Origin of the sequence: Rhodococcus sp. PvR044 (genome assembly GCF_040548995.1) — a bacterium.
GTDB lineage: Bacteria > Actinomycetota > Actinomycetes > Mycobacteriales > Mycobacteriaceae > Rhodococcus_G > Rhodococcus_G oryzae.
Genome location: NZ_JBEPSX010000004.1, coordinates 1 through 14,341 on the forward strand (window position 1 = coordinate 1; position 14,341 = coordinate 14,341).

Here is a 14,341-nt window from a genome sequence, read left to right on the forward strand (position 1 = left end):
ACGCGCAGGCCCGCTCCTACGTCAACGTCACCGTCGACACCGAGAACGTCAAGGGCACCGTCACCCTCTGGGGACAGCCCTTCAGCATCGGCTGATCAGACGCCGCTAGCGACTGCTTGCAGGTCGCTCGAAACTACGCCGCTAGTGACTGCTTGCAGGTCGCTCGAAACTACACCGACCTGATCTGGAAACGTTGGGCCCGTACCGAATTCGGTACGGGCCCAACGTGTGTCCGCCTCCTCAGCCCCGATGCCTTGCGGTGTCGCTGCCCAGCAGGTCGCGGATCTCGGTGAGCAACTCGATGTCCGTTGCCTCCTTCTCCTCCTGCCTCATGTACCGCTCCTTGGTGTGGTTGTAGGGAACGATGAGGATGAAGTACACGACGGCCGCGATGATGATGAAGTTGATCGCCGCGGTGATCACGGCGCCGATGTTCACGAACGTCTCCGGGCTGTCGGTGATCTGGAAGCCGAAGCCCATTTCGTTCGAGCCGCCGAGAGCGGCGATGAGGGGTTCGACGATATTTGTGGTGAATGCGGTGACGATGGCGGTGAAGGCCGCGCCGACGATCACCGCGACGGCCAGGTCGAGCACGTTTCCCTTGAGCAGGAAGTCCTTGAAGCCCTTCAACATGAGTTGGGTCTCCGTTCCGTCGGCTGGTGATGCTCTCGGACAGGGAAATGCTATGGACACCGGACCTCGCGGGGCAACCGGACGACCGTCCGGGCGTCAGTGGAACGTGACCGTCAGCGCTGTCGACAACGAGGCCGCGGCGACCGTGGTCGCCTCGCCTGCGGGCAGCGCGAGCATCACAACCCGCTCGCGTGCACCTCGGGCGGAATCATTGGGGGACACCAGGATCACCGTCGCGGCGGAGGCCAGTACCCGGGCGTCGGGCTCGGGCCCCTCGGTGTCGGAGTTCACGGTCAGCACGTCCACCCGGTCGCCCTCGCGTAACAGGTCGGTCACTTCGGGGTCGGCGAGTCGGATCGGAACCACGCGGGCGTCGGGCGAGTTGGTGGCCGCGTTGGCCAGGCGGGGACCGAGCATGCGGAGGTCGGTCAGGGTCTCGCCCGCCCTGGCGGGGCCGGTCAGGGTGTGGCCAATGGCGTCCTCGATGCCGCGCAGGGCGCCCGTGGGCACCGTCGCGGCGCCCAGCTGCACGAGCCGCACGTCGTCGGCGCGCAGGACCAGGCCGGGCGTCAGGTCGCGTGCGGCCGCGACGACGGCCACCTGATCGTCTGACGGGTCGCCGCGCAGCAGCAGGATCACGGCGGTCAGGGCCAGTGCGCCGGCGAGCACCCGGCGGGCGACGGCGACGCGGGCCGATCCCGGCCGGGTCAGTCGGGAGAGCCGGTCGGCCCATGTCGGGTCGAGCCGGTCGGCGCGACGGCTGCCGGGGATCGGTGCGCGGTCCATGGGGCCACGCTAGGGGCCGTGGCCGGCCGTCGGAGTCGCCGCAGGGCGCGCCTGTGGAGGGATCGGATGGCTGTGGAGAACCTAGGGGGCTAGGTGGCAGACGAGGTCGCGCCCGCGCTCGCGGTGGACGTCGACGTGCTGGTCGACGGGCTGCTCGCGGGGGTCGAGGACGCCGACGAATCGGACTTGGCGGGCTCGCTGGCTGTGCCGCCGCTACCGCGGCTGTCGGTGCGGTAGAAACCGCTGCCCTTGAAGACGATGCCGACGGAGTTGAACAGCTTGCGCAGCTTGCCGGAGCACTCGGAGCACACGGTCAGGGTGTCGTCGGTGAAGGACTGGACGATGTCGAACCGGTTGCTGCATTCGGTGCAGGCATACGAGTAGGTGGGCACTGAAGGATCCTCCGCACGGGGTACTCAGGCCTGGGTGGTGATACGGCAGGCGTTAGCACTTTACAGTCAGGAGTGCCAACGCCGGTAATCAGCTTCCTATTCCCAGTGCACGAAGCCCGCCGACCGGGGTGAGGACCCAGCCGACCCGGATGTCGTGTGACTCGTCGGGCAGCTCGCCGACCACTTCGTCGTCGCGGACCACCGCGATCAGGCGGGCGGCCGGATCGGCGAGGTCGAGGGTCCGGTCGTAGAAACCCGCGCCCCGACCGAGACGGACCCCCCGTTCGTCGACCGCGAGCGCCGGGATCAAGATCGCCTTCGCCTCCGAGATCGCCGAGGGCGGTAAGTGCGGCTGCCCGGGTTCGCGCAGGCCGAACGGTGCGCTGACCAGGGCCTCGGTGCCGTGATACTCCGCCCAGTACAGCGGGCCGGGATCCCTGGCCACGGGCAACAGGACCCGTCCGACCCGAGGCAGGAGGGCGTCGAGGAGCGCCGTCGATCCCGGTTCGACCCCGACCGGCACATATGCGCAGACCGTGGCGTCGGGTCCGAGCGTGTCGCCGAGCGCCGTCGCTGCAGCGGCGAGGGCGCGGTCTTCCGCCTCCCTGGTCACGGCGTCGCGTGAACGACGCGCGGCGAGCACCCTGGCCCGCCACTGCGCTTTCGTCGTCACCTCGGTCACCGATGCCACCCTGTTCCCCTGATCCGCGTTCCCATCGTGCTCACCCTAGAATCCGGTGCGCACGGACGAGATGGATAGGGTGTGCTCATGACACAGGCCGGCACCAACAAGAACAGGCACTTCCGCACGGCGGTGGTGCCCGCGGCGGGTCTGGGCACCAGGTTCCTGCCCGCGACCAAGACGGTGCCGAAGGAATTGCTCCCGGTGGTGGACACGCCGGGTATCGAGCTGGTCGCCGGTGAGGCCGCCGATTCCGGTGCCAGCAGGCTGGTGATCGTCACCTCGGAGGGCAAGGACGGGGTCGTCGCGCACTTCGTCGAGGACCTGGTGCTCGAGAGCAAGCTCGAGGCCAGCGGCAAGTCGCACCTGCTCGAGAAGGTCCGCAAGGCGCAGGGCCTGCTCGAGGTGGAGTCGGTGATCCAGGAGGAGCCGCTCGGGCTCGGTCACGCCGTCGGGTGCGTGGAGTGCGTGCTCGACGACGACGAGGATGCGATCGCGGTCCTGTTGCCCGATGACCTGGTGATGCCGCGTGGGGTGCTCGAGACGATGGTCCGGGTCCGGGAGAAGCGCGGCGGCAGCGTGTTGTGCGCGATCGATGTGCCCAAGGATCAGGTCAGTGCGTACGGCGTCTTCGATGTCGAGGAGGTGCCGGACGCTACGAATCCGGACGTCCTCAAGGTCGTCGGGATGGTGGAGAAGCCGAAGCCGGAGGATGCGCCGTCGACGTTCGCGGCGGCGGGCCGGTACCTGTTGGACCGGGCCATCTTCGATGCGTTGCGCCGGATCACCCCGGGTCAGGGTGGCGAGTTGCAGTTGACCGATGCGATCGCGTTGCTGATCTCGGAGGGACACCCGGTGCACGTGGTGGTGCACCGTGGGTCGAGACACGACCTCGGAAATCCCGGAGGCTACCTGCGGGCTGCGGTTGACTTTGCCCTGGACAGTGACGAATACGGTCCTTCACTGCGCGACTGGCTCACCCAGAGACTGCGGCAGACGGGACATTAGTGGGGTCGGGAGGCAGTGACTACATGCGCTCGGTTGAGGAGCAGCAGACGAGAGTGACGGCCGCCGCGGTCGCACCCCGGCCGGTCCGGGTGGCGATCTCGGAGGCTCAGGGTCTGCTGTGTGCCGAAGAGGTGGTCACCGAGCGCCCGCTGCCGGGATTCGATCAGGCCGCGATCGACGGTTACGCGGTGCGCAGCGTCGATGTCGCCGGTGCAGGCGGGGAGAACCGGGGCGAGGACGACGAGCCCGTCGAGGTGACCCTGCCCGTGGTCGGCGAGGTCGCCGCGGGTTCGCGCCAACCGATCCGGCTGCAGCCGCGTCAGGCGGTGCGCGTGGACACCGGGGCGCCGCTGCCGACCCTCGCCGATGCGGTCCTGCCGCTCGACCGCACCGATGGCGGCCTGAACCGCGTGAAGGTGCTCTGGCCGGTCCGTTCCGGTGACTACGTCCGGCGCATCGGCGACGATGTGCAGCCCGGCGACGTCGCGGTGCGCGCGGGCACCATCATCGGCGCCGCCCAGGTCGGTCTGCTCGCCGCGGTGGGGCGCGACAAGGTGCTGGTGCATCCCCGACCGCGGCTGTCGGTCATCTCCGTCGGCGGCGAGCTCGTCGACATCGACCGCACCCCCGGTCCCGGTCAGGTCTATGACGTGAACTCGTACGCGCTCGCCGCCGCCGCGCGCGACGCAGGCGCCGACGTGAACCGGGTGGGCATCGCCGGCACCGATCCCCGTCGCCTGCGCGAGGTGGTCGAGGGTCAGCTGATCCGTTCGGAGATCGTCGTCATCGCGGGCGCGGTCGGCGGCGGGGCCTCCGATCAGGTCCGGGAGGCGCTGCGTGACCTCGGCGACCTCGAGGTGGAGCGGGTGGCGATGCACCCGGGATCGGTGCAGGGGTTCGGTCAGCTCGGCCGCGACGAGGTGCCGACGTTCCTGTTGCCGTCCAACCCGGTCAGTGCGCTGGTCGTGTTCGAGGTGATGGTCCGGCCGCTGATCCGGATCGCCCTCGGCCGTAGGCAGCCGATGCGCCGGGTGGTGACCGCGCGCACGGTGGCACCGATCACCTCGATCGAGAACCGCAAGGGCTTCCTGCGTGGGCAGCTGATGCGCGACGAGTCGACGGGGGAGTACCTGGTGCAGGCCCTCGGTGGGGCGCCAGGCGCCTCCTCGCACCTCCTGGCGACGCTGGCGGAGGCGAACTGCCTCGTCCTGGTCGCTCCGGAGGTCACCGAGGTCCGGACCGGCGACGAGGTCGACGTGGCCTTCCTTGCGCAGCGAGGCTGAGGGTTGGGCACATCGCTGCGCAAGTACTCGATTCACCCGGGTTGGCCGGCGCATCTGGGTCCGCTGACGGTGGGCGCCGGACGGGTGACGTTGCGCCCGATCCGGCTGCGTGACGCCGCGGCCTGGAGCCGTATCCGAATTCGCGACCAGGAGCATCTCGAACCGTGGGAGCCGACCGGTGAGGGCCCGTGGGAGGACCGCCATCACATGGGGAACTGGCCCGGGCTGTGTGCCTCGCTGCGCTCGGAGGCGCGCAAGGGCCGGATGGTGCCACTGGTCATCGAACTCGACGGAAAGTTCTGTGGGCAGCTGACGATCGGAAACGTCGTGCGCGGGGCGCTGCGGTCCGCGTGGATCGGCTACTGGGTGACCAGGGAGGTGGGTGGTCAGGGGGTGGCCACCGCCGCGGTGGCGCTCGGGCTCGACCACAGCTTCGGCGCGCTCGGGTTGCACCGGGTCGAGGCCACCGTCCGCCCGGAGAACCTGGCCAGTCAGGCGGTGCTGCGCAACGTCGGGTTCCGCGAGGAGGGACTGTTGCGCCGGTACCTGGACGTGGACGGTGCGTGGCGCGATCACCTGCTGGTGGCGATGACGATCGAGGAGGTCGAGGGCACCGTCAGCGACCGGTTGGTCCGGGCGGGCAAGGCCGCCTGGGGGTGACCGCCTGACCCGGGCGGATCCGCTTGGTGACGGGTAGTGCAAAACACCACTGGAGCGAGTGACTATTGTGACAGTTGGGAAAGTTGAGTCGGCGCGTCTGCGGGGAACTGCGCGCCGTGGCAATTAGCCTGAATGGGCTGATTGAGTCATATGTGCTGGTAGACGACTGGGAGGGAGGTCGCCGGTATGCCGAACTCGATCCTGTGGATCGCCTTGGTCGGGATGTGGCTGTTCGTCCTGCTGCCCATGCAGGTGAAACGTCGCCCCAGAATCCGTCAGACCACCGATGCAGCACTGGCGACCCGTGTGCTCGACCGCGACCAGCTCGCGCGTCAGCAGCACCGCGGACCCGCCTCAGGACACCGCAGCGACCCGAACTGGCGCCGCGAACCCACTCGCCCCAGGTATGCGGAGGACCGCATGGACACCCAGGTAGAAGTCGACGAGTTGGACGACGAGCGGGCTGCGGCTCGTGAGTACGTCCCACAGCGCCGCGGTCGCGGCGGGTTCGACCCCGAGGCCGATGCCCTCGCGCGGGCCGCGCGGTACGGATTCCGGCAGCGTGCCGTCCTCGGTCTGATCCTGCTGACGATCATGTCGGCGGCGCTCGCGCTCATTGTGACGCCGATGCTGTGGTGGGTCGCCGCGGCCGCCTTTGTCGGCCTCGGCGGGTACCTGGCCTACATGCGCAGGCAGGTCCAGTTCGAGCAGGAGATCCGACGTCGCCGCATGGCACGCCTGAGCCGCTCCCGGCTCGGGGTGGAGTCCCGCGAGGACGACGAGCTGCGGTTGATCCCGTCGCGGCTGCGCAGGCCCGGGGCGGTGGTGCTCGAAGTGGACGACGAGGACCCGGTGTTCGAGCACCTCGAGCACTACGACATCCGGTTCGAGGAGGAGGCGGCTCCTCAGGAGATGCGCCGAGTCGTCGGTCAGTAGCCTGACGCGGATGGCGGACGGAGCCGTGCAGGAGAGGATCGTGCTGCTCCGGCACGGCGAGTCCGAGGCGAACATCGATCCGGGGATCTACGAGCGGGTGCCCGACTACCGGATCCCGTTGACCGCGCGCGGCGTGGAGCAGTCCAGGGTCGCGGGGGAGCGACTGCGCGAACAGTTCGACGGGCAGAAGGTCTGTGTGTACGTCTCGCCGTACCTGCGGGCCTACCAGACCCTCGAGGCGCTCGGCATCGACGATCTGATCGAGCGTCGGATCGAGGAACCGCGCCTGCGCGAGCAGGACTGGGCGAACTACCAGGACCCGGACGAGATCGCCCGGCAGACCGGGCTGCGCAACACCTACGGGCACTTCTTCTATCGGTTCAACGAGGGTGAATCGGGCGCCGACGTCTTCGATCGCGTGAGCACCTTCATGGAGACGCTGTACCGGCATCGCGCCAAGCCCGGGTTCCCGCCGAACACTCTCGTGGTGACGCACGGGCTGACCATGCGGCTGTTCTGCATGCGCTGGTTCCACTGGTCGGTCGAATACTTCGAGTCGTTGAACAACCCGGGCAACGCCGAGACCCGGACGCTGGTACGGCAGGCCGACGGCCGGTTCGCACTGGAGCAGCCGTTCGATCAGTGGCGGGCCGTCCCGGAGGGACAGACCATCCTGGACACCACTCGGGCGGGCGTCGCCTGCCCCGAGTGACCCGCGTTCGGCAGGGTCGGAAACGCCGCCGTTGCGAGGTGAATCCCCTCCGGACCGGGCGATTTTTTCTGTGGCGGGCCGGGCTGCTACAGTTGCCGAGCGTTCCTACGGGAGCGTGGTTCGGGGCTGTGGCGCAGTTGGTAGCGCGCTTCGTTCGCATCGAAGAGGTCAGGGGTTCGATTCCCCTCAGCTCCACCAGTCGAAAGGCGCTTCTCCTCCGGGAGGGGCGCCTTTTGCGTTGCCGGCCCACCCCGCGGGGAAGCGCTCGGCCGACAGGCTATCGGACAGCTGTCCATGTCATTCACGAAAGAGACATTCGGCGCATGTTGAATGTGATCTACTTCATCTCGCCTCAGCGGCCCGGGACGTCATCGCCGGTGCGACGGAGGGGCGCTGGTCATTTACAAAATCTGGACGGCCTGGACGTCTTTCTGTGTCCGCGGTCTGCCGCATAGAGGGGAAATGTATGTCTGACAAGAGCATTCGTCGCGTGGTTGGCGGGGCCGGCGTGCTGGCGTTGTCGGCCGGGTTCGCGGCAACGGTGGGCGCGGGTGTCGCGGGCGCGGCGCCTGCGAGCGTGACGTGGGACGACGGCAGCGAGCGGATCACCCGCACGATCAGCGACACCACCCCCGCCGAGGGCGACATCATCACCTCGACCACCCAGTTCGACAGGACCGGCGGCGTCGTCGAGTACATCTACGAGGTCAAGGACGTCCACCCGACCTGCCTGACCTACGTGGACGGTTCGGCGAAGGTGGACGGCTCGCCGCGCGGCCTGGACAGCCAGGGCGCGGACTTCGCGAAGGTGAAGGGCAGCAGCGTCGAGTGGCCGCTGTACCCGCACATCAGCCCCAACCTGCGGACGTTCGAGTTCTCCTACAAGGTCGGCGCGAACTGTGACCGCACCGTCCCGCTGATGACGACGGTGCATTACGGCGGCTCGCTCGGTTCCGGCACCTACCAGGACAAGGGACCCACGGTCTCGGTGCGGATCAACACCTCCACGACCGCTCTGGCCACGCCGCCCAACGTGCAGGTCGGCCAGTCGGTTCCGCTGAAGGCGACCGTGACCGGTGGTGCCGAGGGCAATCCCGTCGAGTTCTTCGACGGAGCGGTGAAGATCGGTCAGGCCGCGCTCAACGGTGCAGGCGAGGCAACGTTCAACTGGACGCCCGCCACCCGGGGCGCGCACGGCCTGTCCGCGAAGTTCCTGGCGACCCCGCGGGCCGAGGGCTCGCAGTCGCCGGTGCAGACCGTGCAGGTCTCGCAGGCAGATGCGGTGTCCTCGACCGTGCTCGCCCCGATCTCGGGCGCTGAGGTCGGTCGGTCCACCGTGCTGAAGGCGACCGTGTCGCCCACGGGCGCAGGCGGCACCGTGGCGTTCAAGGACGGCGCGGCGACGCTGGCTGACGTGCCGGTCGATACCAATGGCGTGGCCACCTACACGTGGGTGCCGTCCACCGCGGGCAGCCACTCGATCGCCGCGACGTTCTCCGGGCGCTCCGGCGTCACGGGGTCGACCGCCAACGCGACGGTGACCGTCGCGGAGGCGCCTGCGGGTAACACCAACTCGACCACGGTGCTCACCCTGGGTGGCGCTCCCAAGGTCGGCGCGGCGCAGACGATCTCGGCGCAGGTCACTCCCGGCGACGCGGGTGGCACGGTCACGTTCAAGGACGGCGACATCGTCATCGGCACCGCGCCGGTGAACGCGGGCGGCCAGGCCGGCCTCTCGTGGACTCCCGCGAACGAGGGTCAGCGCGTCATCACCGCCGAGTATTCCGGTTCGGGCACCGTGAACGCGTCCGCCGACCAGGAATCCGTCGTGGTGACGGGCACCGGCGGTGGCACCCCCGGCGGCGCAGGCAGCCTTGGATCGATCTTCGGATCCTGATCGGGTTCCGCCGGGCTGTCCCTGGCGGAGCGAGCTGAACACCGGAAGTGGCCCCCGACGATTCGTCGTCGGGGGCCACACCCGTATGGAGCCCCGTCGGCGTCGACCTTCAAACCCCGAGCATCCTGTGCATCAGCTTGATCGTCCGGTCGGTGTAGGGCGGGTAGAAGAACCGGGGATCGGGTTTGAACGGCTTGAGCAGCACAGCCTTTCGGTGGCTGAGGGTCTCGAACCCCCACCTACCGTGGTATCGCCCCATCCCGCTGGCGCCGACGCCGCCGAACGGGAGCTGGGGCACCACCTCCTGGAGGGTGAGGTGATTGACCACCGCCCCGCCCGAGCTGACTTCGGACAGCACCCGACGGCGAGTCCGCGCCGACCTCGTGAAGACATAAGCGGCCAGGGGTTTCGGCCGCGCGTTGACGAATGCGGTCGCCTCGTCCAACGAGTCGACGGCAAGCACCGGCAGGATCGGGCCGAAGACCTCCTCGCGCATGACCGGATCCTCGGGGCTCGGGTCCACCAGCACGGTGGGCTCGACCGTCAGAGTGGCCCGATCGGTACCGCCGCCGAACGCGACTGTGGCCCCGGTGCTCGCGAGGTACCCGGCCAACCTGTCGAACTGGCGCTCGTTGACGATGCGAACGCCCCGCGTAGTTGCCGCAGACCGGAACTCGGTGAGACTGCGGACTATTCGATCGACCAGCTCGTCCCGGACGGCGCGCTCGACCAGCACGTAGTCGGCCGCGATGCAGGACTGGCCCGAGATGAACACCTTCGTCCAGGCGATCCGGCGGGCGGTGACGGCGAGGTTCGCGTCCCGCATGACGATCGCCGGGTTCCTGCCGCCGAGCTCGAGGGTCACCGGGGTCAGGTGCGGCGCGGCCCCGGCCAGGATCTTCCGGCCGATCTCGGTGCCGCCGGTGAAGAACACATGATCGAAGCCCTGGGCGAGCAGGGTCTGGGTGGTACGCCCGTCGCCCTCGACCACGGCGATGGCCTCGGCGTCGAGGTACTTCGGGAGCAGCCGGGCCAGCAGGCGAGACGTCGCCGGGGTCAGCTCCGACGGCTTGACGACAGCGCAGTTCCCCGCCGACACGGCACCGACCAACGGTCCGAGGGTTACCGTCAGCGGAACGTTCCAGGACCCGATGACGAGCACCACCCCCAGCGGCTCGTACTGCACCCATCCCAGCGCGGGCATCTGGTTCAGCGGCAGCGGCCGCGGCCGGGGGCGCATCCACCGGCGCACCCGTTTGCGTGCGTAGGCGGCCTCGCTCTTGGCGGTGAGGATGTCGGACATCCACGTCTCGAAGGCGTCGCGCCCGAGATCCTCGGCGAGGGCCTGTGCGATCTCGCCCTCACGCTCGTCCAGCAATCGCTCGATGCCGCGCAGTTGCTCGATCCGCCACGCCGCGGGCCTGGTGCGGCCCGAGGCGTAGGTCGCGCGCAGCGCCGCGACCACCTCGGGAATCGGGACCGGCGAATGGGTGACTTCGGGTGCTGCGTGCAGATCGCTCTTCATGGCTGCCTCTTCCTTGCGTGCGAAGAAGGCCGGACTCACCACATCGGTTGCGGGAGCGCGGGCGAAACGGCGGAGGCCGCGGTCGAGGCGGGTGCGGACTGCGCGGGAGCCGGTGGTCTCCACGCTGGTCAAGGGGTGCCCGCACGAGCCGTGGCGCGGTTCGTACGTATGCGACTTCGCGAATGTCCTCGCGACCCTTCCATCGGGGCGCGAGGCCCCCGAATACATGTGATCAACACTCGTCGCGTGCGGCGTGAGCGTCAAGGCTCGCCATCGCGCATCGTGCCGGATTCAGCACTGGCCTCGAGTCGCCGAGCCGGGCACACTTGGTGATATGGATCACAGGATGACCGACAACGAATTGCGCAAGGCGATCAGGACGTTGCGGGATCGCGCGGACGAGGCTCGCCGCCATGGGGATCCGGAGGATGCCGACACCATCGAGAAGACGATCCGGGACTACCAGGACGAGATGTCCACCAGGCTGTGACGCCTGTGACGGGCGGGACGCGCGCGCCGTAGCTGCGCAGATGCGTTCCGTTCGAGCGCCCGTTCGCGGCCGCTCGGCGCCGTGCGCGACCGGGTCGCGATGACTTGCACAACCGTCCACTTTCTTATGCCAAAACGACGTCGGGCGCGGGACCGGCGTGGTCTACTTCTGCTCGATTCTGTGCACGCCGACGGCTCCGCTGCGGGTGAGTCGGATTCCGTGACGACACAACGTGACGACACAACAGGGCAACCCCAACACGTGTGGGAGCCCTCGTCTTTGGGAGGAAATGCATGTCGGGGAGGTCTGTGCGCCGCACCATTGCGATGGGAGGCGCTTTCGCGGTCATCGCGGGGTTCGCGGTGACGCTGGGAGCGGGTGGCGCGAGCGCCGCGCCCGCGACGATCACATGGGCGGACGGGGGTAAGAACTTCACCCGCACGATCAGCAACGTCGCACCGGCCGAGGGTGAGGTGGTCACGGTGTCCACCACGATCGCCGGGACCGACACCGTCAACTGGTTCGAGGATCACCGCAACACCTGCCTTACCTACAAGAAGGACTCGGCGAAGGTCGCCGGCCTCCCCGTGCCGCTGGCGAGCAACGGTGCGGGCCTGCTCCGGGTCGCGGGCAGCTGGGATGCGTCCACCTCGCCGACCTTCGAGTTCCAATACGTGATCGGGGCCAACTGCGCCAGGGAGGTGGCTCTGAACACCGGCATCAAGTACGGCGCCGTCGCGTCCTCGGGGGAGAACCTCACCCTCGGTCCGGCGTACGTGGTGACCAAGAACGTCAGCACCACCGTGCTCGAGCCGGTCGGTCCGCTGAAGGCGGGCGTCGAGTCGACGCTGAAGTCCAAGGTGCTCGGCGGCCGCGCGGGCGACCTCGTGAAGTTCTTCTCCGGCACGAACGAGATCGGCTCAGGCGCGCTTGATGCCGCGGGGGCTGCCTCGTTCAAGTGGAAGCCTGCCGCCAACCAGGCCGGTCCGCACGACCTGACCGCGAAGTTCCTCGCGACGCCGTTCGCGACCGAATCGGTGTCGGCCGTGCAGTCGGTCACCGTCGACCCGGGCGATCAGACGACGCAGACGACGCTCATCATGCCCGCCTCGTCCCCGATCAATGTCGACGTGATCATCGAGGCGCAGGTTTCCCCGTTCCCCGGTGCAGGCACGCTCACCTTCAAGAACGGCCTCACCGTGCTGGGGACCGCGCCGGTCGGTGCCGACGGCAAGGCCAGCGTGACCCAGAACTTCACGGTGCCCGGCAACAAGACGATCACCGCGGTGTTCTCCGGTGCCCCCGGGTTCGCCGGCTCCACCTCCGTCGCCCAGACCCTGAACATCACGGATCCGGGTGCGGCTGACGTCGCGACCACGACCACTCTGAATGTCCCGGCGGTCGCGCAGAAGGGTGTGTACGTGTTCCTGCGGGCCAACGTCGCCCCGAGGGCGAACGGCGGCACCGTCCAGTTCTTCAGCGGCGCGGAGCCGCTCGGCAACCCGGCTGGAGTGAAGGACGGGCAGGCCAGCGTGAGCTACCTGTTCACCACCAGCGGCGTGCGTGACGTCCGCGCGGTGTACTCCGGTGCGCCGGGATACCTCGGTTCGGAGGCGTCCACGACGGTCACCGTCCAGGACGAGCCGGTTCCCGGTGACGGCGGCGGCTCGCTCCCGGCCTTCGGTTCCTGATCGCTCACAGCTGACGGCGCCCCGCCCCGGATCTCCCTGGGCGGGGCGCCGTTGTCGTTAGACTCCGCGTGAGCGACCGGGACGACGTGAGGGAAGGCCATCGTGAAGGACCTGCGGGGGAAGAAATGCCTGATCACCGGGGCTGGTAGCGGGATCGGCCGGGCGACGGCCCTTGCCTCCGCGGCGGAGGGGGCCGAGCTGTTCCTCACCGACATCAACGCGGTCGGCCTGGCCGAGACGGTGGCCATGGCAGGAAGCGCGGTGACCGCCTCGAAGGCGCTGGACGTGTCCGACTACGACGCCGTCACCGTGTGGGCGACGGAGATCGACGATGCGCACGGCGCCATGGACGTGGTGATGAACGTCGCGGGAATCTCCGCCTGGGGCACCGTGGAGAACCTCGAACACCGGCACTGGAAGTCGATGGTCGATGTCAACCTGATGGGGCCCATCCACATCATCGAGAACTTCGTGCCGCCGATGGTGCGCGCCGGCCGCGGCGGGCACCTTGTCAACGTCTCCTCCGCTGCAGGCCTGCTCGCGTTGCCGTGGCACGCCGCCTACAGTGCAAGCAAGTTCGGCCTCCGCGGCGTTTCCGAGGTCCTGCGCTTCGATCTCAAGCGGCACGGCATCGGCGTCAGCCTCGTGGTGCCGGGGGGAGTGAAGACCCCGCTGGTCGGAACCGTACAGATCGCCGGGGTGGACCGGGATGATCCGCGGATTCGAAAGCTGGTGCACCGCTTCGAGAAGCGTGCGGTCTCGCCGGAGAGGGTCGCGGAGTGCATCGTCCGCGGCATCAAGAAGAACCGCTATCTGGTCTACACATCGAACGACATCCGGTTCGGCTACTGGTGGGCGCGCAAGTTCGCCCCGCCGTACGAGTTCGTGATGCAGAAGGCCAACGACCAGTTCAGCAAGCTCCTGCCGCCGGTCTGAATCGAGTGCCCTCGAGGGTGGGTGGCGATGACCCTTGGGTGCCTATCTGGGGCAACGGTGGTGCCGGAGGCTGGGTGTAGCAGCCAAGCGGCTCGCCGAAACCCCAGGAGGCACCCATTACCCGCAACGTCACTTCCCGCAATGTCATCGCCGCACTCGCCGTGGCCGGGTTCTCGCTCGCCGGTATCGCCACCTTGTCGGCGTGCGGTGACAGCACAGTCGGCACGCCCGTACCGGGCCAGGGACAGAGTGCGCCGCTGCAGGTGGAGCGGGAGAACGCGGTGAATCGCGATGGGGAGCAGCCCGGCCCAGTCGATCCCGGTCCCCAGGACGGCGGTGCCGGGAATCCGGGTTCGTACAGCGCTGATCCGGGCCCCGTCGTCGCTCCGCAGGCCGCTCTGCCTGCCCCGGCTCCGGTCGCGCATCCCGTGCAGCAGCCGGTTGTCGAGCCGGTTGTCGTGCCGCCGGTGGTCGATCCGCCGCGCCCGCCCAAGGGCCCGTTCGAGGGTCCGGGCAAGGTCGGCGATTCCGATGTTCTCGATCCCGGTCAGGCCGAGCCCCCGGCCGACCCGAAGGGGCCCTTCGAGGGACCCGGCCACGTCGGCGATTCCGATGTTCTCGATCCGGGTCAGGCCGCGCCGCCTGCTGGCCCGAAGGAACCCCTCCCCGGTGGTCCCGGTGGCCCCGGCGCACCGGACGTCGGTCCCTAA

At 68.8% G+C, this 14,341-nt stretch carries 16 protein-coding genes and 1 tRNA gene; 12 read left to right on the forward strand and 5 right to left on the reverse strand.

What is annotated here, in order from left to right:
- The coding region (locus ABIC28_RS10900; protein WP_354579191.1) for an MspA family porin at positions 1-95 on the forward strand (95 nt) is incomplete at its 5' end.
- Between the two features lie 145 nt (positions 96-240).
- Here the strand turns inward: ABIC28_RS10900 and mscL are convergent.
- From mscL to ABIC28_RS10920, 4 genes are all read right to left on the reverse strand, one after another.
- Complete coding sequence (mscL, locus tag ABIC28_RS10905; protein WP_097212234.1) at positions 241-633, reverse strand: large conductance mechanosensitive channel protein MscL; 393 nt, start codon at positions 631-633, stop codon at positions 241-243.
- 96 nt (positions 634-729) lie between these two features.
- A complete protein-coding gene (locus ABIC28_RS10910) occupies positions 730-1,419 on the reverse strand; it encodes an SAF domain-containing protein (protein WP_354578864.1) in 690 nt (229 codons plus the stop codon).
- 89 nt (positions 1,420-1,508) lie between these two features.
- On the reverse strand, positions 1,509-1,811 hold the full coding sequence (locus ABIC28_RS10915; RefSeq protein ID WP_097212236.1) for an FmdB family zinc ribbon protein: 303 nt from the start codon (positions 1,809-1,811) through the stop codon (positions 1,509-1,511).
- Between the two features lie 88 nt (positions 1,812-1,899).
- Positions 1,900-2,493 carry a 5-formyltetrahydrofolate cyclo-ligase gene (locus tag ABIC28_RS10920; RefSeq protein ID WP_257017507.1) on the reverse strand — a complete coding sequence of 198 codons (594 nt, stop codon included), beginning with the start codon at positions 2,491-2,493 and terminating at the stop codon, positions 1,900-1,902.
- 87 nt (positions 2,494-2,580) lie between these two features.
- Here ABIC28_RS10920 and ABIC28_RS10925 point away from each other — a divergent pair, with 87 nt between their 5' ends.
- The 7 genes from ABIC28_RS10925 to ABIC28_RS10955 all read left to right on the forward strand — a co-directional run bounded on the left by ABIC28_RS10925 (position 2,581) and on the right by ABIC28_RS10955 (position 8,989).
- Positions 2,581-3,501, forward strand: a complete 921-nt coding sequence (locus ABIC28_RS10925) for a UTP--glucose-1-phosphate uridylyltransferase (RefSeq protein ID WP_097212237.1) — start codon at positions 2,581-2,583, stop codon at positions 3,499-3,501.
- Positions 3,502-3,524: 23 nt separating this feature from the next.
- Positions 3,525-4,784, forward strand: a complete 1,260-nt coding sequence (gene glp / locus ABIC28_RS10930) for a molybdotransferase-like divisome protein Glp (protein ID WP_077042639.1) — start codon at positions 3,525-3,527, stop codon at positions 4,782-4,784.
- A gap of 3 nt (positions 4,785-4,787) precedes the next feature.
- The gene (locus tag ABIC28_RS10935; RefSeq protein ID WP_097212239.1) at positions 4,788-5,444 is read left to right on the forward strand and encodes a GNAT family N-acetyltransferase; all 657 of its coding nucleotides are present in this window, start codon (positions 4,788-4,790) and stop codon (positions 5,442-5,444) included.
- A 186-nt stretch (positions 5,445-5,630) separates the two neighbouring features.
- A complete protein-coding gene (gene sepX, locus ABIC28_RS10940; protein WP_097212240.1) occupies positions 5,631-6,380 on the forward strand; it encodes a divisome protein SepX/GlpR in 750 nt (249 codons plus the stop codon).
- A 10-nt stretch (positions 6,381-6,390) separates the two neighbouring features.
- Entirely contained in the window at positions 6,391-7,092 is a 702-nt protein-coding gene (locus ABIC28_RS10945) for a phosphoglycerate mutase family protein (protein WP_209927371.1), read from the forward strand.
- 122 nt (positions 7,093-7,214) lie between these two features.
- A tRNA-Ala gene (locus tag ABIC28_RS10950) sits at positions 7,215-7,290 on the forward strand.
- Positions 7,291-7,558: 268 nt separating this feature from the next.
- Positions 7,559-8,989, forward strand: coding sequence for an Ig-like domain-containing protein (locus ABIC28_RS10955; RefSeq protein WP_209927369.1), 1,431 nt, complete (start codon positions 7,559-7,561; stop codon positions 8,987-8,989).
- A gap of 109 nt (positions 8,990-9,098) precedes the next feature.
- Here the strand turns inward: ABIC28_RS10955 and ABIC28_RS10960 are convergent, their stop codons facing one another.
- A complete protein-coding gene (locus ABIC28_RS10960; protein WP_097212397.1) occupies positions 9,099-10,514 on the reverse strand; it encodes an aldehyde dehydrogenase family protein in 1,416 nt (471 codons plus the stop codon).
- Positions 10,515-10,860: 346 nt separating this feature from the next.
- Here ABIC28_RS10960 and ABIC28_RS10965 point away from each other — a divergent pair, with 346 nt between their 5' ends.
- From ABIC28_RS10965 to ABIC28_RS10980, 4 genes are all read left to right on the forward strand, one after another.
- Positions 10,861-11,004, forward strand: coding sequence for a hypothetical protein (locus tag ABIC28_RS10965; RefSeq protein WP_179800579.1), 144 nt, complete (start codon positions 10,861-10,863; stop codon positions 11,002-11,004).
- 308 nt (positions 11,005-11,312) lie between these two features.
- Positions 11,313-12,695 (forward strand): Ig-like domain-containing protein, encoded by a 1,383-nt coding sequence (locus tag ABIC28_RS10970; RefSeq protein ID WP_209927368.1) that lies wholly within the window; start codon positions 11,313-11,315, stop codon positions 12,693-12,695.
- 102 nt (positions 12,696-12,797) lie between these two features.
- The gene (locus ABIC28_RS10975; RefSeq protein WP_181320861.1) at positions 12,798-13,631 is read left to right on the forward strand and encodes an SDR family oxidoreductase; all 834 of its coding nucleotides are present in this window, start codon (positions 12,798-12,800) and stop codon (positions 13,629-13,631) included.
- Between the two features lie 281 nt (positions 13,632-13,912).
- Positions 13,913-14,341: a hypothetical protein gene (locus tag ABIC28_RS10980; RefSeq protein WP_257017508.1), complete on the forward strand. Its 429-nt coding sequence runs from the start codon at positions 13,913-13,915 to the stop codon at positions 14,339-14,341.

Coding starts and splice junctions, on each gene's coding strand:
- ABIC28_RS10955 (WP_209927369.1), top strand. CDS start 7,559: ATGTCTGACAAGAGCATTCGTCGCGTGGTTGGCGGGGCCGGCGTGCTG.
- glp (WP_077042639.1), top strand. CDS start 3,525: ATGCGCTCGGTTGAGGAGCAGCAGACGAGAGTGACGGCCGCCGCGGTC.
- ABIC28_RS10925 (WP_097212237.1), top strand. CDS start 2,581: ATGACACAGGCCGGCACCAACAAGAACAGGCACTTCCGCACGGCGGTG.
- ABIC28_RS10960 (WP_097212397.1), bottom strand. CDS start 10,514: ATGAAGAGCGATCTGCACGCAGCACCCGAAGTCACCCATTCGCCGGTC.
- ABIC28_RS10965 (WP_179800579.1), top strand. CDS start 10,861: ATGACCGACAACGAATTGCGCAAGGCGATCAGGACGTTGCGGGATCGC.
- ABIC28_RS10945 (WP_209927371.1), top strand. CDS start 6,391: ATGGCGGACGGAGCCGTGCAGGAGAGGATCGTGCTGCTCCGGCACGGC.
- ABIC28_RS10910 (WP_354578864.1), bottom strand. CDS start 1,419: ATGGACCGCGCACCGATCCCCGGCAGCCGTCGCGCCGACCGGCTCGAC.
- sepX (WP_097212240.1), top strand. CDS start 5,631: ATGCCGAACTCGATCCTGTGGATCGCCTTGGTCGGGATGTGGCTGTTC.
- mscL (WP_097212234.1), bottom strand. CDS start 633: ATGTTGAAGGGCTTCAAGGACTTCCTGCTCAAGGGAAACGTGCTCGAC.